This is a genomic window from Streptomyces sp. NRRL B-1347 (assembly GCF_000720325.1).
Taxonomy (GTDB): Bacteria; Actinomycetota; Actinomycetes; order Streptomycetales; family Streptomycetaceae; genus Streptomyces.
Map to the genome: position 1 here is coordinate 67,369 of NZ_JOJM01000019.1, position 22,452 is coordinate 89,820.

Genomic DNA, 22,452 nt, shown 5'->3' on the forward strand with positions numbered 1-22,452 from the left:
TTATGGCGAACGTCCAGTGCCGGGGCCAACTGGCCTGGCTCAATGGGTACATGGAGCTTGCTGAGCACTGGGCACACCGCGCACGGCCGAAGGAGCTGGGTGGTGCGCGTTGGCTGCCCGGCTCCGCGCGTCACGACCTGATCATGATCGGGCCCGGTCGCATCCGACGGGTCCGTGCCACGATCCTTGATGCGGAGGCCGCCTTCGGCGGCTGGGTCACAACGTCGGCAGCGGGTTCGGTCGGCTGCTCGTGGATGGCGGGGCCGGTTCCGCCGGGCTGGACCGGCGCTCACCTCAGGCCGTGGTCGTAGGGTCGGAGGATTCGGCGGCCCGTCGGTACTCGGCGTTGATGCGTTGCGCTTCTTCGAGCTGGTCTTCGAGGATGACGATCCGGCACGCGGCCTCGATCGGGGTGCCCTGGTCGACGAGCTCACGCGCGCGGGCTGCGATCCGCAGCTGATAGCGGGAGTAGCGGCGGTGCCCACCCTCTGAGCGCAGGGGCGTGATCAGCCGTGCCTCGCCGATGGCGCGCAGGAAGCCAGGGGTAGCGCCGATCATCTCGGCGGCTCGGCCCATGGTGTAGGCGGGGTAGTCGTCGTCATCGAGACGGCCCAGCGAGTTGTCTGCTGTCATTGCACCTCTCTGCGGAACGCGTTGAGGGGCCTTGGTGCCGTACGGCACCAAGGCCCCGAAGGAACTACTACACCATCTGCCGACCATGATGCCGCGTCGGCCTTCTGTTTCCGCATGACCGTCCTGAATGCCGACGGGAGTGCGGGGATCGCGGATGCGTGACCGGAGACCACCTGCCTAACGATGTCCTGCGGTACCCGGGCTCAGTCTCGTGCCCGGGCGATCCTGATGGCGCTGGATTCCTCCGTTCTTTCCTCTGGGTCATTCACTCTCTTGCTGTGGCGGCCCCTTGTCACCGCGGGCCACCGGCCCGGTGGTCAGCCCCGTCGCCGTCGTGGAACAACCCTGGCTTCGAAACTCCACCACCGCACCTTGATGCGTGCACTGCTGCCCGGCAGTTCGTGTCTGCCGGGCCCTGCTCGATGCTCGATCTCGGCTACACCAGAAACCTTAGCCGCACGAGCGGCTAAAGTCTACTCCAGCAAGGATAGATTTTGTGATGTCTGCGAGTGGGGTAATCCTCTCCGGCGGCATATGGATGGCTGGAGGGGCCGACCCGGGCCGGAAGCGGCATGACCACGGCCCGGCAGCAGTGAGGGCCCGACCGGTCGTGCCGGTCGGGCCCTCACTGCTGTTCCGGTGTCGTCGCGCGGCGCTCAGGCCATGCTGGTCCCCAGCATGGCGGAAGCCCTCTGGAGCGGGCTGGGAGTGAGTGCGGGCGGGGCCGTGGGGGCCGTACGGCAGGTGAAGCCGAGTCGTGTCATGGCCCGGACGACCTCGCCGGCACTGAAGTCGCGGCGGTCCTGGCGGGTGATCGCTTGGCCGACCTGCTTGACGGGGTACTGGCGCCGCCCGATGGCCACCGATTCACCGGTGACCGGCTCGGGCTTGACGCCTTTCATCGTCTCCAACACGTCGGCTTTGGTCAGGTCGAACGGGAAGCGGGCGATGACACAGCGCATGAGACCTCACGAGGAGAGGGGGAGGGGGCCGACCGTGGGGAGCTGACTCAGTGGGCGGGGCCGAGGACGGCCGGGGCACTGCCGCGTCCGTCATCCACGGGCAGGGTGCCGGGCAGGTCGCAGCGCTCCGAGCGCTTGGCTTCGGCCGCTGCCCGCGGCGGGGTGAAGGGTCCGCTGCCCCCGCTGATGTCACGCAGGCGGATCCTGTCCGTGTATCCGGAGCCGTCACGGACGGCGGTGAGCCGGGCCAGGGTGATCAAGCCGGTGCGCATGCCGTCCTCGTCGTAGACGAGCAGGTGCCCGACTCCGGCGCTGACCATGACGGACAGTGCCACCTCGACCGTCATGTCGTCCCAGACCTGCGGTCCGGGTTCTTTCGCGGTATCGACCACCGCCGTGCGCGGGGCGTCGGCGCCCGTCGGGTGGAGCTGCATCTGAACGAGCGTCAAAAGATGTCTCCTGCAGAAAGGGGTCAGGTTCCTGATTGCTGAGGTGCTAGGCCGCCTTCTCGACGGGGCGCTGCTGCACGGACGCGCGCCGGCTCGCCGAAGCGGGACGGCGACGGCCACGGGAGGCGGCGCCGCGCTCGGGGCGTTCGGCCACCGGCGCGGTGATGACGACCGGAATGCCGGAGGGAGTCCGGGCGCCGGTGATGCGGTGCAGTTCCGGCTCGCCGGAGCGGACCCGGGTGACCTGCGGCCGGACTCCGGCGTCCGACATGAGGCGGATCACGCCGCGGCGCTGATTCGGCGTGACGAGGGTGACGACGCTGCCGGATTCGCCCGCGCGGGCGGTGCGGCCGCCGCGGTGGAGGTAGTCCTTGTGGTCGGTCGGCGGGTCGACGTTGACGACGAGGTCGAGGTTGTCGACGTGGATGCCACGGGCGGCGACGTTCGTGGCGACGAGCACGGTGACGTGTCCGGTCTTGAACTGATTCAGGGTGCGGGTGCGCTGGGGCTGTGACTTCCCGCCGTGCAGCGCCGCGGCGCGCACGCCGCTGTTCAGCAGGTCCTGGGTCAGCCGGTCCACGGCGTGTTTGGTGCCCAGAAACATGATCACGCGCCCGTCACGGGCAGCGATCTCGGTGGTGGCGGTGTGCTTGTCGGCGCCTTGGACGTGCAGGACGTGGTGCTCCATCGTCGTGACGGCACCGGCCGACGGGTCGACCGAGTGGACGACGGGGTCGGTCAGATAGCGGCGCACCAGGAGATCGACGTTGCGGTCCAGCGTGGCGGAGAACAGCATGCGCTGCCCCTCGGGGCGCACCTGCTCGAGCAGCGCGGTGACCTGTGGCATGAAGCCCATGTCCGCCATCTGGTCGGCTTCGTCCAGCACGATGACGCCGACTTGGTTCAGTCGGCACTGGCCACGGTCGATGAGGTCCTTGAGGCGGCCCGGGGTCGCCACCACGACCTCGGTTCCGTCGCGCAGCGCGCCGGCTTGCCGGCCGATCGACACCCCGCCGACGACCGCGGTCAAGCGGAGCCTGACGGAGCGGGCGTAGGGGGTGAGCGCGTCGGTCACCTGCTGGGCGAGCTCGCGGGTGGGGACGAGGACCAGCCCCAGTGGTTGGCGGGGCTCGGCGCGCTGTCCTGCGATGCGCGACAGCAGGGCGAGCCCGAAGGCGAGGGTCTTGCCGGATCCGGTTCGCCCGCGGCCCAGGATGTCACGGCCTGCGAGGGAGTTCGGCAGCGTCGCGCCCTGGATCGGGAACGGCACGGTGACGCCCTGCCTGCGGAGTTCGGCCAGCAACTGCGCGGGCATGTCGAGATCAGCGAAGTCCGCCGCGGCGGGAAGCGCGGGAGTGCCCGCCGCGGGGAGCGCGAACTCACCCTGCGGCGCAGCCGCCCTACGGCCGTGACCGCCGGACCGAGAGGGCCCGCCGGAGCGGCCCGGGGCAGGCGAACCGAAGCGCCGCCCGCCCTTTCCGGCATCGGTACTGCCGCCACGGGTGCGACGGGAACGGTCGTTCGTACGTGTGCGGTTCATGCGGAAACCCTCCTCGATGCGGCGCATATCAAGGAATTCCCGCCGGAACGAACGGCGCAGAGAATTACAAGAATGTACCGACGGAAAACGACAGTGGAGCTGACCGGCGAATGGAGTGCGCGGATGCAGGCACTGAAGTGCGCGGCGTGACGGGGTGTGATATCTGGGGGGCAGATATGGAGACAGGTATGGGGGAGTCAGGGGAGGCGCCCCCGTTCCCCCCTGACCATCCGCTGGCGCTGAGGCTGCGAATCTCGCCACGTGGGGCCCCGCCGATGTGGCCACCGCGGAAAAATCATGCAGCTGGGGCCCGCACCCCGAAGGATGCGGGCCCCAGCTGCGAACTGTGCTTCAGTGTCAGGCCAGAACGATGTTCTCGGCCGTCGGGCCCTTCTGGCCCTGCGCGATGTCGAAGGTCACCTTCTGGCCTTCGAGGAGCTCGCGGAAGCCCTGGGCGGCAATGTTCGAGTAGTGGGCGAACACGTCGGCGCCGCCGCCCTCCTGCTCGATGAAGCCGAATCCCTTTTCCGCGTTGAACCACTTCACGGTGCCGTTGGCCATGTCGATCTCCTTTGGGGCAGTGCATCGGGATCCACACTCTGCGGATGCCGCGTCGCCGCGATGATCACCCCGCCGGAAATTACCGGTCAACACGAAAGCGCTCCCGCCCTGACTTTCGATCGGAGGCGCTTGAAGTTTTGGGAACCACAACTGCAACTGAGAAGACAGTAGCACGTCTCGGGTCCGTGAGTGGGAATTATTTTTACTCGGTTCGGTGGGCGAAAAACCCTCACCAGGCGGCCCGTTAAACTCTCCCTTCGCGGACGTAGAAATTCGCTCTCCGGAAGTCCAACGTTTTCTGGGCGAGCGTTGTGCGGCTGTTGGTGCCGTACGGGCGCTTGCCGGATGCAGACGGATCCCGTTCCACTCGGTGCCAGAGCGCGCAGGCGGCGCGCTTCCAGCAGTAGCGGTCCGTCGTCCGTGGGGAACACTCCGGAGGGCCCGCCGACGAGGGTTCGTGCGGTCTTGACGGGCCCGAGCTCTTCAAGCTGCGACGCCATGTTGTCGCTGTCATCCTCCGGCAGCGACAACATGGCGTCCGCGAAGTCGCCCGTCTACGCAGTGGCTCGGATTCCCTGGGACCGACTTGTACCGCCGGAGCAGCAAGCGGGACAGCTGCGGGTCACTTCCGAGGCCGCTGGCACTCGCGAGGGTGAGTGGCCCCGAACGCACATCAGGCCCGGTACTGATCTCTCAGTACCGGGCCTGACATGCTGTTTCAGCTGTCGGGGTGGCGGGATTTGAACCCACGACCTCTTCGTCCCGAACGAAGCGCGCTGCCAAGCTGCGCCACACCCCGATGTCGATGCTCCGCTGCCTGTCAGCTCTGCTGTGCAGGTCGCGGCGACATCGATTACTTTAGCGGACCGGCGCCCGGAGACGAAATCCGGTTTCCCGGAGGGCCTGGGTCAGGGTCGGGCGGGGCGCTCCGTGAGGGTCAGGAGCGTCGCCTCGGGCGGGCAGGCGAAGCGGAACGGGGTGTAGCGGTTGGCGCCGCAGCCGGCGGAGACGTGGAGGTAGGAGGTGTGGCCTCCGGCCTCGTGCGTGGAGAGGCCCTTCACGCGGTCCGTGTCCAGGTCGCAGTTGGTGACGAGGGCCCCGTAGAAGGGGACGCAGACCTGGCCGCCGTGGGTGTGGCCCGCGAGGACCAGCGGGTAGCCGTCCGCGGTGAAGGCGTCCAGGGAGCGGAGGTACGGGGCGTGGACGACGGCCATGGAGAAGTCGGCGCTCGTGTCGGGGCCGCCCGCTACCTGCGCGTACCGGTCCCGCTTGATGTGCGGGTCGTCCAGGCCGGTGAGTGCGATCTCGTAGCCGTCGATCTTGAGGGTGCCCCGGGTGTTCGTGAGGTTGACCCAGCCCGCCGCGTCGAAGCCGTCGCGCAGGTCCTCCCACTGGATGTGGACGACGCCCACGGCGGGCGGGTTGCCGTTCAGACCGTGGCGGCCCTGCACCTTCTCCAGCAAGTAGCGGGCGGGGTTGCGGGGCTTGGGTCCGTAGTAGTCGTTGGAGCCGAAGACGTACGCCCCGGGGAAGTCCATCAGCGGGCCGAGCGCGTCCAGGACCTCGGGGATGCCCTCGGGGTCCGACAGGTTGTCGCCCGTGTTGACCACGAAGTCCGGGCGCAGGCCCGCGAGCGAACGCAGCCAGCGCTGCTTCTTGCGCTGCCCGGAGACCATGTGGATGTCGGAGACCTGGAGTATGCGCAGGGGCCGCATCCCCGGCGGCAGCACGGGGACCGTCACCCGTCGGAGCCGGAAGGAGCGGGCTTCGATGCCCACGGAGTAGGCGATACCGGCCGCGGCCGTCGCCGTGATTCCCAGAGGTACTGCGTATCGCGCGCGCATGCCTCCATCGTGTCAGACCCCGTACGCCCGTTGGACGCCCCGTGGCCCCCGGGCGGCCGCCCTCGGAAATGAAGGGGCCGTGCGCGCGGTCCACCTGCCACAATTGCCCCATGACCACGCTCAAGTCGAAGCTTCAGGACGACCTCAACGCCGCGATCAAGGGGCGCGACGAGCTGCGCTCCTCGACGCTGCGGATGACCCTCGCCGCCGTCACGAAGGAGGAGGTCGCGGGCAAGGAGAAGCGCGTCCTCTCCGACGACGAGGTGCAGAAGGTGATCACCCGCGAGGCGAAGAAGCGCCGCGAGGCGGCCGACGCCTTCGCCCAGGGAAACCGCCCCGAGCAGGCCGAGCGCGAGAAGGCGGAGGGCGAGGTGCTCGCCGAGTACCTGCCCAAGCAGCTCTCCGACGACGACCTGGCGCGGATCGTCGCCGAGGCCGTCGCCGAGGCGAAGGCCGCGGGCGCGGAGGGCCCGAAGGCCATGGGCCAGGTCATGAAGATCGTGAACCCGAAGGTGGCGGGCCAGGCCGAGGGCGGCCGCGTCGCCGCCACGGTCAAGCGCCTGCTCGCGGGCGGCTGATCACCGCCGTTGCCGGACCGCACGGGGGCGGCCCCTGAGCTCGACGCTCAGGGGCCGCCCCCGTCTTTGTGCCGCGTGGCGCGGGCCGTCGGCCTCAGTCGTCCCCGCCGTCGTCGTCCCCGTCGTCGCCCCGGCCGCCGTTGCCGTTGCCGCCGCCGATGACGCCCGACCAGGGGTCCCCGCCGTTGCCGTCGCCCGGCTTGCCGTCGTCGCCGTTGCCGCCGCCGTCGTTGCCGTCACCGTCGTGGTCGTCGCGGTCCCGGTCGCCCGGCAGGCGGACCGTGTCGAAGCGCGGGTCGGGCTTGCCCGAGAGGGCGCCGCTCATGGCGTCGCGCCAGATCGGTCCCGGGACCTCGCCACCGAAGACCTTGCCGTAGCCGCGGCCGCCGATGGAGATGTCGATCATCCTGCGCTCGTGGGCCGGGTCGCCGACCCAGACCGCGCCCGACATGTTCGGGGTGTAGCCCGCGAACCAGGCCGCGTACCGGTAGTCCGTCGTACCCGTCTTGCCCGCGCTGTCGCGGGCGCCGAGGCCCGCCTGCTTGCCGGTGCCGTCCTCGACCACGCCCTTCAGGAGGGTGTTGACGGTGTCGGCGGTCCGCTCCGACATGGCCCGGGAGCACTGCGACTTCGGCACCGGCAGGGACTTCCCCGCGATCGTGCTGATCGACTCGATGGCGATCGGCGTGCAGTACCTGCCGCGCGCCGCGAACGTCGCGTACGCGCTCGCCATCGTCAGCGGCGACACCTCCTGGGTGCCGAGCGCGATCGACGGGGCCTGGTCCATCGGCTTGCCGTTGGCCCGCTCGACGCCCATCTTCCCGGCCATCTCGGTGACCGGGCAGATGCCGAGCTCGCCGATCATCTGCACGAAGTAGGTGTTGACCGACTTCGCGGTGGCCTCGCGCAGGCGGTAGGGGCCGACCTCGGACTCGTTCTCGTTGGTGAGCTTCGCGGGCAGCCTGGGGTCGTTCCGCCACGTCTTGCCGTCACAGGCGGCGACGCTCGACGGGTACGGCATCTCGTACGGGGCCGAGTAGCGCTTGCCCGGCGACATGCCGCGCTCCAGGGCGGCGGCGGCCACGATCGGCTTGAACGTCGAACCGGGCTGGTAGCCCGCGCCGCCGCCCATCGACTCGTCCACGGACAGGTTGATCTCGGTCTCGTTCTTGCCGTAGCCGAAGGGGCGCGACTGGCCCATGCCGAGGATCTTGCCGGTGCCCGGCTCGACGATGGTCGCGGCCGTCGCCACCTCGTCGGTCTGGTAGACGTGATCCTTTATCGAGTCCTGCACCGAACGCTGGGTCTGCGGGTCGAGGGTCGTCCTGATCCGCAGGCCGCCGCGGTTCCAGAGCTTGGCGCGGGCCTCCTTGGTCTTGCCGAACGTCGGGTCGTTCTTGAAGACCTTCTCGACGTACTTGCAGAAGAACCCGGCGCCCTTCACGGCGGTGATGCAGCCGTTCTTGGGACGGCTCACGTCCAGGCCGAGCCGGGTCTTCTTGGCGCGGTCGGCCTCGGCCTGCGAGATGTCGTGGGTGTCGGCCATGCGCTGGAGCACGATGTTGCGCCGCTGCTTGGCCTCCGTCGCGTCGTTCACCGGGTCGTAGCGGCTCGGGGACTGCACGATGCCCGCAAGGAGCGCGGCCTCCTGCAGCTTCAGGTCCTTGGCCGGCTTGGAGAAGTACCGCTGGGACGCGGCCTCGACGCCGTACGCCGCCTGACCGAAGTACGTGATGTTCAGGTAGTTCTTGAGGATGCGCTTCTTGCCGAGCTCCTCCTCGACCTGAATCGCGTACTTCAGCTCGCGGATCTTGCGGCCGAGCGTCTGCTGGGTGGCCTCGGCGACCTTCGCGGGGTCGTCGCCCGCCTCCTCCACGAAGACGTTCTTCACGTACTGCTGGGTGAGCGTCGAGGCGCCCTGGGCGACGCCGCCGCTCTGCGCGTTCTGGTTCAGCGCGCGCAGGATGCCCTTGAGGTCCACCGCGCCGTGCTCGTAGAACCGGGCGTCCTCGATGGCGACGATCGCCTTCTGCATGTACGGGGAGATGCGCTTGAGCGGGACCACGGTGCGGTCGCGCGAGTAGACCGTGGCGATCGGGCCTCCCGCGGAGTCCAGGATCGTGGTGCGCTGGCTCAGCGGCGGCTGCTTGAGGTTCGCCGGGATCTCGTCGAAGCCCTCGACCGACCCCTTGGCCGCGAGCCCGATCACCCCGACGGCGGGCAGCGCGATCCCGGCGAGCACCGCGCCCGCGAGCACGCTGACGCCCAGGAACTTGGCGGCCTGCTGCGCAGGGGACAGACCACCGCCCGATCGCTTGTTTCCCATGGGGGCAGCCTACGTTCTGATTCGCCGGACAGGCGTATATGCCTTGGCCTAAGCTGCTCTCAACTGTCACAGCAGTGCGGTCCCGCACCAAGTTCTACGTCGGCCTTTCCCCGTTCGTTCAGCATTTCTCGAATGTGGCCCGGTTACAGCCCGTATCCGGCCGTTCCGGCGGGACTCTGTCCGGAACCGCCTCATGCGTCGCCCCGTGTCCGCTGTGGCTCAACTGAACTGCCCGTGTTTGCCGGGTTGGTCACGCATGTCGCCAGCTCACTCCGTCGGGTGATCTGCCGCTTACGCATAGTCCGTTCGGGCCATTCAAGATTGGGCCCGAAGGGGGTGTTGCGCTGTGCCCACCTTCCGTAACGTCCTCAACTGGCGGCGGTGAATATGCCGCTGCCGCCGTGGGGGAGCCTCGATTCGGGAGAGGACGGCGCCGGTATGGGCTGGGTAACCGACTGGAGTGCGCAGGCCGCCTGCCGCACTACCGATCCGGATGAACTGTTCGTACAAGGAGCAGCGCAGAACAGGGCCAAGGCGGTGTGCACCGGCTGCCCGGTGCGGACCGAGTGCCTGGCCGACGCGCTGGACAATCGCGTCGAGTTCGGCGTGTGGGGCGGCATGACGGAGCGGGAGCGCCGCGCACTGCTGCGCAGGCGCCCCACGGTCACCTCATGGCGCAGGCTCCTTGAGACAGCGCGCTCCGAGTACGAGCGCGGCGCGGGCCTGCTGCCCGTGGACTTGGACGACGAGGAGACGTACGAGAGCTACGCGGCCGTGGGCTGACCCCGCGCACGCACATCCTGCTACCGGCTCCCAGGGGTGCCGCCTCGCTCTCGGGCGGCCCCGGAGCCGTGCCGGGTCGCCGGTGCCTTCGGGGTGCCGCGAGGGCACCGAGGGCGCACGGCCCCGGGCTCACGCCGCCCCGGCCGGTCCTTCCGTGCCGCGCGCCGCCGCGAGCTGGTCGCCGATGGTGCGCAGGCCCGCGAGGTCGTGCACATCACCCGGCAGCGCGGCCACCTCGGCCACCGCCACCTCCGGGTGGAGCGCGGTGAAGCGGTCACGCGTGTGCTGCTCCCGGGCGATCAGACGCATCCGCTCCGCGTGCAGCCGCAGCAGGCCGACGGTCAGCCGCTCGACGGACGCGTCGGCGACAGGCGTGCCGGACGTGTCGGACGCATCGGCGACAGGAGTGTCGGACGTGGCTGCTGACGGGGCAGGACCGGACGCGGACGCGGGCTCGGACCCTTCGGACGGAGTGCCGGTGGATGCTGAACTGCCGGGAGCCTCAGGAGATGTGGGAGCCGCTGAGGTGGGGGCCTCGGAGGAGGGAGCCTCGGAGGAGCTACGCCCTGCAATCTTCCCGTCCTCCTGATCCACAATGCCGCGCTCCTCAAGATTTTCCGCCGCCGCGAGCGCCCGCTCCGCCGAGAGCCCCGCCGCCCCGCTGCCGTGCACCCGGTTGAGCACGAGGCCGGCCAGCGGCATGTCGTCCGCCGCGAGCCGCTCCACGAAGTACGCCGCCTCCCGCAGCGCGTCCCGCTCCGGCGACGCCACCACCAGGAACGCCGTGCCCGGCGCCTGCAGGAGCCGGTACGTCGCGTCCGCGCGCTTGCGGAAGCCGCCGAACATCGTGTCCATCGCCGCCACGAAGGTCTGCACGTCCCGCAGCAGCTGGCCGCCGAGCAGCTTGCCGAGGGCGCCCGTCATCATCGACATCCCGACGTTCAGGAACTTCATCCCGGCCCGGCCGCCCACCTTCGCCGGGGCCATCAGGAGCCGGATCAGCTTGCCGTCGAGGAAGGACCCGAGCCGCTTGGGCGCGTCCAGGAAGTCCAGGGCCGAGCGCGAGGGCGGCGTGTCCACCACGATCAGGTCCCAGTCGTCCCGGGCCCGCAGCTGCCCCAGCTTCTCCATCGCCATGTACTCCTGCGTGCCCGCGAAGCCCGCCGAGAGCGACTGGTAGAAGGGGTTGGACAGGATCGCCCTCGCGCGCTCCTTGTCCGCGTGCGCCTCGACGATCTCGTCGAAGGTGCGCTTCATGTCGAGCATCATGGCGCACAGCTCGCCGTCGCCCTTGATGTCCTCCACGCGCCGCGGCACGTTGTCCAGCGAGTCGATGCCCATGGACTGCGCCAGCCTGCGCGCGGGGTCGATCGTCAACACGACGACGGAGCGCCCCCGTTCGGCGGCGCGCAGGCCGAGCGCCGCCGCCGTCGTGGTCTTGCCGACGCCCCCCGAGCCGCAGCACACCACGATGCGCGTCTTGCGGTCGTCGAGCAGCGCGTCTACGTCGAGCGGGTCACGTGCCGGATCGAGGCTCATGAGTTCCTTGGCTTCCGGGTGTGTGCTTCCGGGCGGGCTGGTGCCGGACGGCGGGAGGTCACGCGACCCCCTGGTGGCGCAGCTCCTTGGCGAGCTCGTACAGGCCGCCCAGGTCCATCCCGTCGGCCAGCAGCGGCAGTTCGTGCGTGGGCAGGTCGAGATCGGCGAGGACGGCCCGCTGGGAGCCCTCAAGAGCGTGTCGCGCGGCGTACTCCGCGGCCTGGTCCAGGAGCGGGTCCACGAGCCGCGCGGCGGCCCCGCGGGCGCCGCCGAGGCCGGTGGCCGCCAGGGACTTGGCGATGGCGGCGCGGGGCGCGCGCTCGAGGCCGAGGTCGAGCGCCGCCTCGTCGAGCAGCGCCGGACGCACCATGTTCACGATCACGCGGCCCACCGGCAGGCCCGCGGCGCGCAGCTCGGCGATGCCGTCGGCCGTCTCCTGGACGGGCATTTCCTCCAGGAGAGTCACCAAGTGGACTTCCGTCTCGGGGGACTTGAGGACCCGCATCACGGCCTGGGCCTGGTTGTGTATCGGGCCGATCTTCGCCAGCCCGGCGACCTCGTCGTTCACGTTCAGGAAGCGCGTGATGCGGCCCGTGGGCGGCGCGTCCATGATCACGCAGTCGTACGCGTACCGCCCGTTCTTGTCCTTGCGGCGGACGGCCTCGCAGGCCTTGCCGGTGAGGAGCACGTCCCGCAGGCCCGGCGCGATCGTCGTCGCGAAGTCCACGGCGCCGAGCTTCTTCAGGGCCCGGCCCGCGCCGCCGAGCTTGTAGAACATCTGGAGGTAGTCGAGCAGCGCCAGTTCCGCGTCGATGGCGAGGGCGTACACCTCCCCGCCGCCGGGTGCCACCGCGATCTTGCGCTCCTCGTACGGAAGCGCTTCCGCCTCGAAGAGCTGCGCGATGCCCTGTCTGCCCTCGACCTCCACGAGGAGGGTGCGTCTGCCCTCGGTCGCGAGGGCGAGCGCGAGGGCCGCGGCGACCGTGGTCTTGCCGGTACCGCCCTTGCCGCTGACGACCTGGAGCCTGCTCACGTCTTCGAGCCTAACCAGTCCCCTCGCGGGCTACGCATGAGGCTGTCCATAGCAGGCCGGTCCCAGGCATTACAGTCGCCGTATGACCAAGTGGGAATACGCAACCGTGCCGCTGCTCGTCCATGCCACGAAGCAGATCCTGGACACCTGGGGCGAGGACGGCTGGGAGCTCGTCCAGGTCGTCCCGGGCCCGAACAACCCGGAGCAGCTGGTGGCCTATCTGAAGCGCGAGAAGCAGGCATGAGCGCCGTAGAGGCGAAGCTGGCGGAGCTCGGGCACACGCTGCCCGCGGTCGTCCCGCCGCTCGCGGCCTACCAGCCGGCCGTGCAGTCCGGGGTGTACGTGTACACGGCCGGGCAGCTGCCCATGGTGGAGGGCAAGCTGCCCGTCACCGGCAAGGTCGGCGCCGAGGTCACGCCCGAGGAGGCCAAGGACCTGGCCCGCCTTTGCGCGCTCAACGCCCTGGCGGCCGTGAAGTCCGTCGCGGGCGACCTGGACCGGATCGCCCGGGTCGTGAAGGTCACCGGCTTCGTCGCGTCGGCCCCCGACTTCACCGGCCAGCCCGGCGTGCTGAACGGCGCGAGCGAGCTGCTCGGCGCGGCCCTCGGCGACGCGGGCGTGCACGCGCGCAGCGCGGTGGGCGTGGCGGTGCTCCCGCTGGACGCCCCGGTCGAGGTCGAGATCCAGGTCGAGCTCAAGCCGTAACCCCGCGGGTGGCCGGGCGGCGGTCCGCTTCCGCCCGCCCACCCCCACGGGCGCCGCAGGTGACCCTCGAACATCCGCTCCACCTCGGATAGCCTCCGCCCATGGCAAATGGGCAGTGGTACCCACCGGAGTGGCCCGACCGCATCCGCGCCCTCGCGAGCGGTGACCTGACCCCGGCGCCCCCACGCCCCGCCGCGACGGTGATGCTCCTGCGGGACACCCCCCAGGGCCCGGAGGTGCACATGCTCCGGCGCCGCACCTCGATGCCCTTCGCGGCGGGCGCGTACGCCTACCCGGGCGGCGGTGTCGACCCCCGCGACGACGAGCGCGCCGTCCGCTGGGCGGGCCCGCCGCGCGCCGCCTGGGCGGCCCGCCTGGGCGTCGACGAGGCCGCGGCCCAGGCCACGGTCTGCGCGGCCGTCCGCGAGACGTACGAGGAAGCGGGCGTCCTGCTCGCGGGCCCGAGCCCGGACTCGGTCGTCGGTGACACCACGGGCGACGACTGGGAGGCCGACCGCCGGGCCCTCGTGGCCCGCGACCTGTCCTTCGCCGAGTTCCTCGACCGCCGCGGCCTGGTGCTGCGCAGCGACCTCCTGGGCGCGTGGGCCCGCTGGATCACCCCGGAGTTCGAGCCGCGCCGCTACGACACGTTCTTCTTCGTGGCCGCGCTCCCGGCGGGCCAGCGCACCCGCAACGCCTCTACGGAGGCCGACCGCACCGAGTGGATCGATCCCGCGGCCGCCGCCGCCCGCTACGACCGCGGCGAACTCGTCATGATGCCGCCCACCATCGCCACCCTGCGCCAGCTCGCCCCGCACCGCGCCGCCGCCGACGCCGTGGCCGCGGCCGCCGGGCACGACCTCACCCCGGTCCTGGCCCGGGCCCGCCTGGAGGACGGCGAGTTGGTGCTCTCCTGGCCGGGCCACGAGGAGTTCACCAAGCACATCCCCTCCGGCGGCACGGCATGACCCCGCCGCCCGCGCCCACCGCCCCGAGTCCGACGGGAGCCATCCCCGCATGACCGAAGCAGCGGCCCTGCCGGGCCAGCCCCGTGGCGGGGTGCTCAGCGGCCCCGCCACCGACCGCGCCGTCAACGTCCTGGCGCCGAACCCGTCCGCGATGACCCTGGACGGCACCAACACCTGGATCGTCGCCGAGCCGGACTCCGACCTCGCGGTCGTCATCGACCCGGGCCCCCTGCACGAGGCGCACCTCGCCGAGGTCGTCGCGACCGCCGAGCGGGCCGGGAAGCGCGTCGCGCTCACCCTCCTCACGCACGGCCACTCCGACCACTCCGAGGGCGCCGCCCGCTTCGCCGAGCTGACCGGCAGCAGGGTCCGCGCCCTCGACCCGGCGCTGCGCCTGGGCGACGAGGGCCTCGCCGCCGGTGACGTCATCACGACCGGCGGCCTGGAGCTGCGCGTCGTACCGACGCCCGGCCACACCGCCGACTCGCTCTGCTTCCACCTCCCGGCCGACCGTGCCGTCCTGACGGGCGACACGATCCTGGGGCGCGGCACCACGATGGTCGCCCACCCCGACGGCCGGCTCGGCGACTACCTGGACTCGCTGCGCCGGCTGCGGTCGCTGACCGTCGACGACGGCGTGCACACGGTCCTGCCGGGCCACGGCCCGGTCCTGGAGGACGCCCAGGGCGCGGTCGAGTTCTATCTGGCGCACCGCGCCCACCGCCTGGCCCAGGTGGAGACCGCCGTCGAGAACGGCCACGCGACGGCGTCCGACGTCGTGGCGCACGTGTACGCGGACGTGGACCGCTCCCTGTGGCCCGCCGCGGAGCTGTCGGTGCGCGCGCAGCTGGAGTACCTCAAGGAGCACGGCCTGATCTAGCCCCAGGGCCCGGGCGTCCTGACGCCGTGCCGCGCGGTGTGCTCCCGCGCGAGCCACGGCCCGAGCACGTCCGTGAGCTCGCGCAGCACCGCGGGGTCGGCGACCGGCTCGTACGCCACGGCGGCGGCCGCGCGCATCCGGTCGGCCCACTCGGGGCAGTACCGCCCGAACACCTCCGCCATCTCGTCGAGTTCGCCGGTCCAGCCGTTCCAGAGGGGCATGACGAGCGTGAAGCCGGTGCGCACGAGGCGCCGGGAGACCGTCCGGCACAGGGCCCGCAGGGCCGCGTCGTCGCCCGCGGCCACGGCCGCGCCGAGGCGCTCGCGCCAGGGCGGGAGGAGGGCGGCCAGATCGCCGTTGGTCTGCCGGGCGAGCCGGGCGTCGGGCCGGTAGCGGGGCAGGAATTCGGCCAGGTCCTCGCCGAGCAGCGGCGTACACAGGCAGGCGAGGAACCAGCCGTGGTCGTACGTCTCGTGGTCGCTCAGGACGCGGGCGCGGCTCAGGAGCAGGACGCCGACGCCGTCGACCTCCGCGAACTCCTTGTCGACTGCGGCGGCCACGGCGCGCGCGTCGGCGCGGTCGGCGGCGCCGGGCTCCTCGCGCAGGACGAGGAGGAGGTCCAGGTCGGAGCGGTGGACGCGGGCGGTGCCGCGCGGCACGGAGCCGTACAGATAGGCGCTGTCGAGCCGCTTGCCGAAGACGTCCGCGACCCGGTCGCGCGCGGCGGCGACGACGGGCCGGAAGGTGTCCTGGATCCGTCCCAGGGAGCCGTCGCGCTCGATGTACCCCTGACTGTCGAGCCCACGTCTGACGGTAGTCATGGGGCCACTGTGCAGGGTGGGTGCCCGCCGGGCACCCACTTTTCCCGGGCGGCACGTCGGGACGTACACCGTCGGGACGTACGTCGCCGGGGCGCGGGCGGGGCTTGAGCACGCCGGGAGTACGCCGCGAGTACGCCGAACGCACCGGGCCCGGTGGGCGCGGTGCGTTCGGTGAGCGGGGTGGGTCAGCGCGACCGCTTGGCCAGGCGCTCCACGTCCAGGAGGATCACGGCGCGGGCCTCAAGGCGCAGCCAGCCGCGGCCCGCGAAGTCCGCGAGGGCCTTGTTGACCGTCTCGCGGGAGGCGCCGACCAGCTGGGCCAGCTCTTCCTGCGTGAGGTCGTGCACCACGTGGATGCCCTCTTCGGACTGCACGCCGAAGCGGCGGGACAGGTCGAGCAGGGCGCGGGCCACGCGGCCGGGGACGTCGGAGAACACGAGGTCCGACATCTGGTCGTTGGTCTTGCGCAGGCGCCGGGCGACGGCGCGCAGCAGGGCGGCGGCCACCTCCGGGCGGGCGTTGAGCCACGGCTGGAGGTCGCCGTGGCCGAGGCCGAGCAGCTTGACCTCGGTGAGGGCGGTGGCGGTGGCGGTGCGGGGGCCCGGGTCGAAGAGCGAGAGCTCACCGATGAGCTCGCCGGGGCCGAGGACGGCGAGCATGTTCTCGCGGCCGTCGGGGGAGGTGCGGTGGAGCTTCACCTTGCCTTCGGTGACCACGTACAGGCGGTCTCCGGGGTCGCCCTCATGGAAGAGCGCGTCCCCGCGTGCGAGCGTCACCTCACTCATGGAGGCGCGGAGCTCCGCGGCCTGCTCGTCATCGAGCGCCGCGAAGAGCGGGGCGCGCCGCAGAACGTCGTCCACGAGTTCTCTCCTTGTCGACCTGCATCAGGGGACGGGTGCCCCAGTTTGCCGGACGGTTCAAACAGTGTGATCAGTCACTCAAGTCTGCCGCACTTGTGACGGAGGCAATGCGGAAGGGGGCCAATTGGGGGCTGATCCGGGGGATCGGCGCCGGACGCGGCCACCCGGTCGGGGACCGGACACCCGCCTCCGGGCCCGTGAGAGCACAGGCCACGGCGGCGCGAAGCACCGCTGTGCAGGACAATTCTGCTGTGGGCGAACACGCTTCCGCCACCGGTGAGAATCGGACAAATCGGTCCGGTGTGGCGCACTCGGGGAGGGCGCGGGGGTGCACGGAGGAGGGCGCGCTCCGGCGTGCGCCCGCATCGGCGCCTGTGGCCCGGTCGCCGCGCCCGGCGTCGATGCCTGCGGTCCGTCGCTGTGTCCGGTGTCGATGTCCGCCGCCGGTCGTCGTGCCGGGCGTCGATGCCTGTGGCCGGTCGTCGTGTCCGGTGTCGATGTCCGCGGGCCGTCGTCGTGCCCGGCGTCGATGCCCGCAGGCCGTCGCCGTGCCGGGCGCCCGTGGCCAGTCGCCGTGCTGGGCGTCGATGCCTGCGGCCCGTCGCCGTGCCGGGCGTCGATGCCCGTCGCCGGTGCCCGCGGCTGATGTCCGCCGCGTGACAAGTGCGCATCTCCGCCGCCCCTGTCGGTGGGGGCCCGTACGCTGGCCGCATGGCGAATCAAGGCGCTTCACGGGCCGCTCGGCCCCCGGCGAAGAAGGTGTCGGCCGCGGAGACCCCCGCGAAGAAGGCCGCGGCCAAGAAGGCTCCGGCGAAGAAGGCCCCCGCGAAGAAGGCGGCGGCCGCGAAGGCGCCCGCCAAGAGCGCGAAGGCGCCCGCCGGGGCCGTGAAGGCCGTCGCCGCGCCCAAGTCGCACACGGCTCTCGTCCGCCAGGCCCGCCGCATCAACCGCGAGCTCGCCGACGTGTATCCGTATGCGCACCCGGAGCTCGATTTCGAAAATCCGTTCCAATTGCTCGTGGCGACCGTCCTCTCCGCGCAGACGACGGACCTGCGGGTCAATCAGACGACGCCGGCCCTCTTCGCCAAGTACCCGACCCCGGAGGACCTCGCCGCCGCGAACCCCGAAGAGGTCGAGGAGGTGATCCGGCCGACCGGGTTCTTCCGCGCCAAGACCCGGTCGATCATGGGCCTCTCCGCCGCCCTGCGGGACGACTTCGGCGGTGAGGTGCCCGGCCGCCTCGAAGACCTGGTGAAGCTGCCCGGCGTGGGCCGCAAGACCGCCTTCGTCGTCCTCGGCAACGCCTTCGGAGTCCCCGGCATCACCGTGGACACCCACTTCGGCCGCCTCGTGCGCCGCTGGAAGTGGACGGAGGAGACCGACCCGGACAAGGTCGAGGCCGTCGTCGGCGCCCTCTTCCCCAAGAGCGACTGGACGATGCTGTCGCACCGCGTGATCTTCCACGGCCGCCGCATCTGCCACTCCCGCAAGCCCGCCTGCGGCGCCTGCCCGATCGCCCCCCTCTGTCCGTCGTACGGAGAGGGCGAGACGGACCCGGAGAAGGCCGAGAAGCTCCTGAAGTACGAGAAGGGCGGTCTGCCGGGCCAGCGCCTCAAGCCCCCGCCGGACTACCCGGGCAGGGCCGCGCCGCCCCTGGGCACCGCGGGGTGATCGAGGAACCATCGGCGGGGCCGGTGGCGTTGTGGAGAGATGGAGGGACGGACGGGGGATCGCGGGGGGACCGGGGTTCCGATGACGCACGCGAGTGACACGCACACAGGCGGCAGGGACATGAGCGACGACGGCGAGAAGCACGGCACGGACTCCCACGGGGCGCGGGGCCCCCACATCCACGAGACCCCGGGCGCGGCCCGGCCGCACCCGCCCGGCGGCGCGCAGACGCACCCGGCCCCGGGCGCCCCGCGAGCGCGGCAGCCGTACGCTCCCCGCGCACAGGCCGTCGGCGCCGCCCGCGCGCAGGGCGCCACCGCCCCCCTGGACACCCACGGGCGGGGCACCTCCGCCCCTCATCACCACGGCCGGACCACCCTCACCACCGATGGCCTGCCTTCCTGGCTCGACCCGGTCGTGCGGGCGGCCGCCACCGTGCGGCCCGATCAGCTGAGCCGGTTCCTGCCGCCGGAGGGCGGCGGTGGGCGCCAGTCCGCCGTGCTCGTCCTCTTCGGAGAGGGCGAGCAGGGGCCCGAGCTGCTGCTCATGGAGCGGGCCGGCTCGCTGCGCTCGCACGCCGGGCAGCCGTCGTTCCCCGGCGGCGCCCTGGACCCGGAGGACGGGGACCCGCAGGGCGAGGGGCCGCTGCGCGCCGCCCTCAGGGAGGCCGAGGAGGAGACCGGGCTCGACCCGCGCGGGGTCCAGCTCTTCGGGGTGCTGCCGAGCCTGTTCATCCCCGTGAGCGATTTCGTCGTGACGCCCGTGCTCGGCTGGTGGCGCGCGCCGAGCCCCGTGGGCGTCGTCGACCCGGCCGAGACCGCCCGGGTCTTCACCGTGCCCGTGGCCGACCTCACGGACCCGGCGAACCGCGCGATGGCGGTGCACCCCCGCGGCCACCAGGGCCCCGCCTTCCTCGTGGAGTCCGCCCTGGTCTGGGGGTTCACCGCCGGAGTCATCGACAGGATCCTGCACTTCGCCGGGTGGGAGCGCCCGTGGGACAGGGACCGCCGCGTCCCGCTCGACTGGGGCTCATGACAAGGTTGCGGGGACCGAGGCCACCGGGGCCGAGGACGGCGCGGACCACGCGGGGCGTGGCGGGCGCCGGCGACCGCGAGGCGGCGATTCATGCGAGGCGAGGACTGAATCGGTGAACGTGCTGGACATCCTGCTGCTGCTCGCCGCGGTGTGGTTCGCGATCGTCGGCTACCGCCAGGGCTTCGTCGTCGGCATCCTGTCCGTGATCGGCTTCCTCGGCGGCGGCCTCGTCGCCGTGTATCTGCTGCCCGTCGTCTGGGACGCCATGACCGACGAGGGCGCGAAGGTCACGACGACCGCGGCGGTGATCGCCGTCGTGGTGGTGATCGTCTGCGCCTCCGTGGGCCAGGCCTTCACCACCCACCTGGGCAACAAGCTGCGGCGGTACATCACCTGGCAGCCCGCCAGAGCCCTGGACGCCACCGGCGGCGCCCTGGTCAACGTGGTCGCGATGCTCCTGGTCGCCTGGCTGATCGGCTCCCTCCTCGCGGGCACGACGCTGCCGACGCTCGGCAAGGAGGTCCGCAACTCCAAGGTGCTGCTCGGCATCGACCGGGCCCTGCCCGGCCAGGCCGACACCTGGTTCACGGACTTCTCCTCGGTCCTCGCGAGGAACGGCTTCCCGCAGGTCTTCAGCCCGTTCTCGAACGAGCCGATCAAGGAGGTCCCGCCCCCGGACCCCAAGCTCGCCCGCAGCCAGGTCGCCGTCAACGCCAAGCGCTCCATCGTGAAGGTCAGCGGCGACGCGCACAGCTGCGGCAAGGCCCTCGAAGGCACCGGCTTCGTCTTCGCTCCGCGCCGCGTCATGACGAACGCGCACGTGGTCGGCGGCGTGGACGAGCCCAGGGTGCAGATAGGCGGTGAGGCCGAGAAGTACGACGCCAAGGTCGTGCTCTACGACTGGGAGCGCGACATCGCCGTGCTCGACGTGCCGTCGCTGCCCGCCCCCGCCCTGAAGTTCGCCTCCGGCGACGCCGTGAGCGGCAACAGCGCCATCGTGGCGGGCTTCCCCGAGGACGGCCCGTACGACGTGCGCGCCGCGCGCGTCCGCGGCCGCATCACGGCCAAGGGCCCGGACATCTACCACCGGGGCACGGTCCGCCGCGATGTGTACTCGCTGTACGCCACGGTCCGCCAGGGCAACTCCGGCGGCCCGCTGCTCACCCCCAAGGGCGAGGTCTACGGCGTCGTGTTCGCCAAGTCGCTCGACGACCCCGACACCGGCTACGCCCTGACGGCGGACGAGGTCCGCGAGGACATCGAGCGCGGCCGCACGGCCAACCAGGAGGTCGACAGCCAGGGGTGCGCCCTGTGAGGTAGCGGTGCGGAAGCGCCCCGAGGGGGCGCGCGGCGGCGTCGATGTGCGGCTCCGCCGCGTGGGCGCGACCAGCCGCGACGGATTCGCGGACGAACGACGGGGAACGTCCGGCGGAACGCCTAGTCGCGCGTGTGCCGCAACCGCGCTGAGACCCAGCGCGCGCGGCGCCGCAGGATGCGCGGGATGCCGATGGCCTGTGCGGATGCCGAGTGCTCCGGGTAGCCCTGTTCGCGCGGGTCGCCGCCCCTCTCGTGGCCGTTCACCACGGTGGCCGTGCGGCGCTTGCGTGCTACGTCACTGTAGTCGTGCGTCCAGCCCATACCCGGACGTGTGCCCGTGCCTCAAGGTCGGTAACCGCGCACAGGGGCCCCAATTGGCCTATGCGCCAGGCAATTGGCGTTCGTAGGACTGGCGTTCCCGCGTTCGGGTGACGCCGCGGCCGCCAGGGGGTGTCAGCGGTCCGGCTCGGGGTCCTTCAGCCAGCTCACCAGCTCGTTGGAGAAGGCCACCGGGTCCTCCTCGTGGGGGAAGTGCCCCAGGCCGTCGAACAGCCGCCAGCGGTACGGCGCTTCGACGTACTCGCCGGAACCGGCCGCGCTGCGGGTGCGCATCACCGGGTCGAGGGATCCGTGCACGTGGAGCGTGGGCACGCGCACCGGCCGCTTCATGCGCCGGTTGAACTGGATCCCGTCGGGGCGCGCCATGGACCGCACCATCCAGCGGTACGGCTCGATCGAGCAGTGCGCCGTCGAGGGGATGCACATCGCGCGCCGGTACGTCTCCACGGCGTCGTCGTCCGGAAGGCGCGGCCCGGACCAGTCCCGCATCAGCCGGCCGACGAGGGCGCCGTCGTCCGCGACGAGCTGACGCTCCGGAACCCACGGCCGCTGGAAGCCCCACACGTACGACCCGGCGGCGGTCTGCTTCATGTCCCGCAGCATCGCGGAGCGCCAGCGCCGGGGGTGCGGCATGGAGGTGACGGCGAGGCGGCGCACCAGCTTGGGCCGCATCACGGCGGCCGTCCAGGCGAGATAGCCGCCCAGGTCGTGGCCGACGAGCGCGGCGTCGGGCTCGCCGAGGGAGCGCACCACGCCGGTGATGTCGAGGGCCAGGTTGGCCGGGTCGTAGCCGCGCGGGGTGCGGTCGCTGCCGCCGACGCCCCGCAGGTCCATCGCCACCGCGCGGAAGCCCGCGTCGGCGAGCGCGACGAGCTGGTGCCGCCAGGCCCACCAGAACTGCGGGAAGCCGTGGAGCAGCAGCACCAGCGGCCCGTCACCGAGCTCCGCGATGTGGAAGCGGGCGCCGTTGGCGGCGACGTCCCGGTGCGTCCAGGGGCCGTCGATGCGTACGGCCGACGCGGTCGCGGAGGCGTGCTGAGGGGGATTGGCGGGGTCCGTCATGAAGTCGAGCGTGCCACAGCGTCGGCCCGCTCACCCTTCTCGAGCTCAAGAGCGCTCTTCACGGGGGTCACGGGGCGCGGATGCGGCTTGACGTTCTGCAGCACGGCGGCCGTCTCCTTGGCCGCGGCGGCGGCCTTCTGCGGGCCCTTGCCCTTGGCGGCCTTCTTGGCGAAGATCACGCCGATCCAGGCGAGCACGCCCGCCACCAGGACGTTCGCCGCGAAGGAGAGCACGAAGCAGATCGCGAGGTTCCAGCCGCTCCAGGTGCGGATGCCGTAGGCCAGGGCGAAGCTCAGCATCGGCAGCGAGAAGATGAGGACGGCAATGGCCGCGATGAACGCGGCACTGCCGATCGCACCGCGCTTGACGTCCTGCGTCAGCTGGGCTTTGACCAGCGCGATCTCGTCGTGCACGAGCTCCGACATCTCTTTGCTCGCCGCGGAGACGAGCTGGCCGAGGCTGCGTTCGGTGCCGACGGGACCGTCGGGTGCGCTCATCGCGTACTCCTCATTTCTCTGTCTGCCGGTCAGCGTGCGCAATCCTTCC

Annotated in this window: 23 protein-coding genes and 1 tRNA gene; 9 read left to right on the plus strand and 15 right to left on the minus strand. The window is 71.6% G+C overall.

Features of this window, described 5'->3' with window-relative positions; all coding sequences use genetic code 11:
* Positions 1-294: 294 nt before the first annotated feature.
* The 7 genes from IG74_RS0118230 to IG74_RS0118260 form a co-directional block, all read right to left on the minus strand.
* Positions 295-633 (minus strand): MerR family transcriptional regulator, encoded by a 339-nt coding sequence (locus tag IG74_RS0118230; RefSeq protein WP_030677779.1) that lies wholly within the window; start codon positions 631-633, stop codon positions 295-297.
* Between the two features lie 656 nt (positions 634-1,289).
* Positions 1,290-1,595: an SCO5918 family protein gene (locus IG74_RS0118235; RefSeq protein ID WP_030677782.1), complete on the minus strand. Its 306-nt coding sequence runs from the start codon at positions 1,593-1,595 to the stop codon at positions 1,290-1,292.
* 47 nt (positions 1,596-1,642) lie between these two features.
* The gene (locus tag IG74_RS0118240) at positions 1,643-2,044 is read right to left on the minus strand and encodes a CBS domain-containing protein (protein ID WP_030677785.1); all 402 of its coding nucleotides are present in this window, start codon (positions 2,042-2,044) and stop codon (positions 1,643-1,645) included.
* 46 nt (positions 2,045-2,090) lie between these two features.
* Positions 2,091-3,584, minus strand: a complete 1,494-nt coding sequence (locus IG74_RS0118245) for a DEAD/DEAH box helicase (protein WP_030677788.1) — start codon at positions 3,582-3,584, stop codon at positions 2,091-2,093.
* Positions 3,585-3,941: 357 nt separating this feature from the next.
* Positions 3,942-4,145 (minus strand): cold-shock protein, encoded by a 204-nt coding sequence (locus tag IG74_RS0118250; RefSeq protein ID WP_030677791.1) that lies wholly within the window; start codon positions 4,143-4,145, stop codon positions 3,942-3,944.
* 725 nt (positions 4,146-4,870) lie between these two features.
* Positions 4,871-4,944, minus strand: a tRNA-Pro gene (locus IG74_RS0118255).
* A 109-nt stretch (positions 4,945-5,053) separates the two neighbouring features.
* Positions 5,054-5,989 carry a metallophosphoesterase gene (locus IG74_RS0118260; RefSeq protein ID WP_030677793.1) on the minus strand — a complete coding sequence of 312 codons (936 nt, stop codon included), beginning with the start codon at positions 5,987-5,989 and terminating at the stop codon, positions 5,054-5,056.
* 110 nt (positions 5,990-6,099) lie between these two features.
* Between IG74_RS0118260 and IG74_RS0118265 the strand changes: the two genes are divergently transcribed.
* Positions 6,100-6,567 carry a GatB/YqeY domain-containing protein gene (locus IG74_RS0118265; protein ID WP_030677797.1) on the plus strand — a complete coding sequence of 156 codons (468 nt, stop codon included), beginning with the start codon at positions 6,100-6,102 and terminating at the stop codon, positions 6,565-6,567.
* A 94-nt stretch (positions 6,568-6,661) separates the two neighbouring features.
* Here the strand turns inward: IG74_RS0118265 and IG74_RS0118270 are convergent, their stop codons facing one another.
* On the minus strand, positions 6,662-8,893 hold the full coding sequence (locus tag IG74_RS0118270) for a transglycosylase domain-containing protein (protein WP_051854999.1): 2,232 nt from the start codon (positions 8,891-8,893) through the stop codon (positions 6,662-6,664).
* A gap of 438 nt (positions 8,894-9,331) precedes the next feature.
* Between IG74_RS0118270 and IG74_RS0118275 the strand changes: the two genes are divergently transcribed.
* Positions 9,332-9,676 carry a WhiB family transcriptional regulator gene (locus tag IG74_RS0118275; RefSeq protein WP_171075821.1) on the plus strand — a complete coding sequence of 115 codons (345 nt, stop codon included), beginning with the start codon at positions 9,332-9,334 and terminating at the stop codon, positions 9,674-9,676.
* A gap of 129 nt (positions 9,677-9,805) precedes the next feature.
* Here the strand turns inward: IG74_RS0118275 and IG74_RS0118280 are convergent, their stop codons facing one another.
* Positions 9,806-11,215 carry an ArsA family ATPase gene (locus IG74_RS0118280; RefSeq protein WP_037825666.1) on the minus strand — a complete coding sequence of 470 codons (1,410 nt, stop codon included), beginning with the start codon at positions 11,213-11,215 and terminating at the stop codon, positions 9,806-9,808.
* A gap of 58 nt (positions 11,216-11,273) precedes the next feature.
* The gene (locus tag IG74_RS0118285) at positions 11,274-12,248 is read right to left on the minus strand and encodes an ArsA-related P-loop ATPase (protein WP_030677810.1); all 975 of its coding nucleotides are present in this window, start codon (positions 12,246-12,248) and stop codon (positions 11,274-11,276) included.
* An 82-nt stretch (positions 12,249-12,330) separates the two neighbouring features.
* On the opposite strand from IG74_RS0118285, the gene IG74_RS51055 reads away from it, so the two are divergent.
* The 4 genes from IG74_RS51055 to IG74_RS0118305 all read left to right on the plus strand — a co-directional run bounded on the left by IG74_RS51055 (position 12,331) and on the right by IG74_RS0118305 (position 14,801).
* Positions 12,331-12,492, plus strand: a complete 162-nt coding sequence (locus IG74_RS51055) for a DUF4177 domain-containing protein (protein WP_003975360.1) — start codon at positions 12,331-12,333, stop codon at positions 12,490-12,492.
* Positions 12,489-12,953, plus strand: coding sequence for a RidA family protein (locus IG74_RS0118295; protein WP_030677814.1), 465 nt, complete (start codon positions 12,489-12,491; stop codon positions 12,951-12,953). Before IG74_RS51055 ends, IG74_RS0118295 begins: the two co-directional genes overlap by 4 nt.
* Positions 12,954-13,054: 101 nt before the next feature.
* On the plus strand, positions 13,055-13,921 hold the full coding sequence (locus IG74_RS0118300) for an NUDIX hydrolase (protein ID WP_030677817.1): 867 nt from the start codon (positions 13,055-13,057) through the stop codon (positions 13,919-13,921).
* Between the two features lie 49 nt (positions 13,922-13,970).
* Positions 13,971-14,801 (plus strand): MBL fold metallo-hydrolase, encoded by an 831-nt coding sequence (locus tag IG74_RS0118305; RefSeq protein ID WP_030677820.1) that lies wholly within the window; start codon positions 13,971-13,973, stop codon positions 14,799-14,801.
* Here the strand turns inward: IG74_RS0118305 and IG74_RS0118310 are convergent.
* Both IG74_RS0118310 and IG74_RS0118315 read right to left on the minus strand, forming a co-directional pair.
* Complete coding sequence (locus IG74_RS0118310; RefSeq protein ID WP_030677823.1) at positions 14,798-15,622, minus strand: nucleotidyltransferase domain-containing protein; 825 nt, start codon at positions 15,620-15,622, stop codon at positions 14,798-14,800. The genes IG74_RS0118305 and IG74_RS0118310 overlap by 4 nt on opposite strands.
* Positions 15,623-15,807: 185 nt before the next feature.
* Positions 15,808-16,482: a Crp/Fnr family transcriptional regulator gene (locus tag IG74_RS0118315; protein WP_006382668.1), complete on the minus strand. Its 675-nt coding sequence runs from the start codon at positions 16,480-16,482 to the stop codon at positions 15,808-15,810.
* A 711-nt stretch (positions 16,483-17,193) separates the two neighbouring features.
* On the opposite strand from IG74_RS0118315, the gene nth reads away from it, so the two are divergent.
* The 3 genes from nth (at position 17,194) to IG74_RS0118330 (ending at position 20,503) form a co-directional block, all read left to right on the plus strand.
* Complete coding sequence (nth, locus tag IG74_RS0118320; RefSeq protein ID WP_051855000.1) at positions 17,194-18,153, plus strand: endonuclease III; 960 nt, start codon at positions 17,194-17,196, stop codon at positions 18,151-18,153.
* Between the two features lie 324 nt (positions 18,154-18,477).
* Entirely contained in the window at positions 18,478-19,188 is a 711-nt protein-coding gene (locus tag IG74_RS0118325) for an NUDIX hydrolase (protein ID WP_051855008.1), read from the plus strand.
* Between the two features lie 112 nt (positions 19,189-19,300).
* Positions 19,301-20,503 carry a MarP family serine protease gene (locus IG74_RS0118330; protein ID WP_030677832.1) on the plus strand — a complete coding sequence of 401 codons (1,203 nt, stop codon included), beginning with the start codon at positions 19,301-19,303 and terminating at the stop codon, positions 20,501-20,503.
* 122 nt (positions 20,504-20,625) lie between these two features.
* Here IG74_RS0118330 and IG74_RS0118335 read toward each other — a convergent pair whose 3' ends face one another.
* The 3 genes from IG74_RS0118335 to IG74_RS0118345 form a co-directional block, all read right to left on the minus strand.
* Entirely contained in the window at positions 20,626-20,826 is a 201-nt protein-coding gene (locus tag IG74_RS0118335; protein ID WP_030677835.1) for a hypothetical protein, read from the minus strand.
* A 132-nt stretch (positions 20,827-20,958) separates the two neighbouring features.
* Positions 20,959-21,906: an alpha/beta fold hydrolase gene (locus IG74_RS0118340; RefSeq protein ID WP_030677838.1), complete on the minus strand. Its 948-nt coding sequence runs from the start codon at positions 21,904-21,906 to the stop codon at positions 20,959-20,961.
* Positions 21,903-22,403: a phage holin family protein gene (locus IG74_RS0118345; RefSeq protein ID WP_030677840.1), complete on the minus strand. Its 501-nt coding sequence runs from the start codon at positions 22,401-22,403 to the stop codon at positions 21,903-21,905. Before IG74_RS0118345 ends, IG74_RS0118340 begins: the two co-directional genes overlap by 4 nt.
* Between the last annotated feature and the right edge of the window lie 49 nt (positions 22,404-22,452).

Excerpts from the sequence above, each read along its gene's own strand:
- IG74_RS0118230 (WP_030677779.1), bottom strand. The coding sequence starts at position 633 with ATGACAGCAGACAACTCGCTGGGCCGTCTCGATGACGACGACTACCCC.
- IG74_RS0118235 (WP_030677782.1), bottom strand. The coding sequence starts at position 1,595 with ATGCGCTGTGTCATCGCCCGCTTCCCGTTCGACCTGACCAAAGCCGAC.
- IG74_RS0118245 (WP_030677788.1), bottom strand. The coding sequence starts at position 3,584 with ATGAACCGCACACGTACGAACGACCGTTCCCGTCGCACCCGTGGCGGC.
- IG74_RS0118250 (WP_030677791.1), bottom strand. The coding sequence starts at position 4,145 with ATGGCCAACGGCACCGTGAAGTGGTTCAACGCGGAAAAGGGATTCGGC.
- IG74_RS0118260 (WP_030677793.1), bottom strand. The coding sequence starts at position 5,989 with ATGCGCGCGCGATACGCAGTACCTCTGGGAATCACGGCGACGGCCGCG.
- IG74_RS0118265 (WP_030677797.1), top strand. The coding sequence starts at position 6,100 with ATGACCACGCTCAAGTCGAAGCTTCAGGACGACCTCAACGCCGCGATC.
- IG74_RS0118270 (WP_051854999.1), bottom strand. The coding sequence starts at position 8,893 with ATGGGAAACAAGCGATCGGGCGGTGGTCTGTCCCCTGCGCAGCAGGCC.
- IG74_RS0118275 (WP_171075821.1), top strand. The coding sequence starts at position 9,332 with ATGGGCTGGGTAACCGACTGGAGTGCGCAGGCCGCCTGCCGCACTACC.
- IG74_RS0118280 (WP_037825666.1), bottom strand. The coding sequence starts at position 11,215 with ATGAGCCTCGATCCGGCACGTGACCCGCTCGACGTAGACGCGCTGCTC.
- IG74_RS51055 (WP_003975360.1), top strand. The coding sequence starts at position 12,331 with ATGACCAAGTGGGAATACGCAACCGTGCCGCTGCTCGTCCATGCCACG.
- IG74_RS0118295 (WP_030677814.1), top strand. The coding sequence starts at position 12,489 with ATGAGCGCCGTAGAGGCGAAGCTGGCGGAGCTCGGGCACACGCTGCCC.
- IG74_RS0118300 (WP_030677817.1), top strand. The coding sequence starts at position 13,055 with ATGGCAAATGGGCAGTGGTACCCACCGGAGTGGCCCGACCGCATCCGC.
- IG74_RS0118305 (WP_030677820.1), top strand. The coding sequence starts at position 13,971 with ATGACCGAAGCAGCGGCCCTGCCGGGCCAGCCCCGTGGCGGGGTGCTC.
- IG74_RS0118310 (WP_030677823.1), bottom strand. The coding sequence starts at position 15,622 with ATGACTACCGTCAGACGTGGGCTCGACAGTCAGGGGTACATCGAGCGC.
- nth (WP_051855000.1), top strand. The coding sequence starts at position 17,194 with ATGGCGAATCAAGGCGCTTCACGGGCCGCTCGGCCCCCGGCGAAGAAG.
- IG74_RS0118335 (WP_030677835.1), bottom strand. The coding sequence starts at position 20,826 with ATGGGCTGGACGCACGACTACAGTGACGTAGCACGCAAGCGCCGCACG.
- IG74_RS0118340 (WP_030677838.1), bottom strand. The coding sequence starts at position 21,906 with ATGACGGACCCCGCCAATCCCCCTCAGCACGCCTCCGCGACCGCGTCG.
- IG74_RS0118345 (WP_030677840.1), bottom strand. The coding sequence starts at position 22,403 with ATGAGCGCACCCGACGGTCCCGTCGGCACCGAACGCAGCCTCGGCCAG.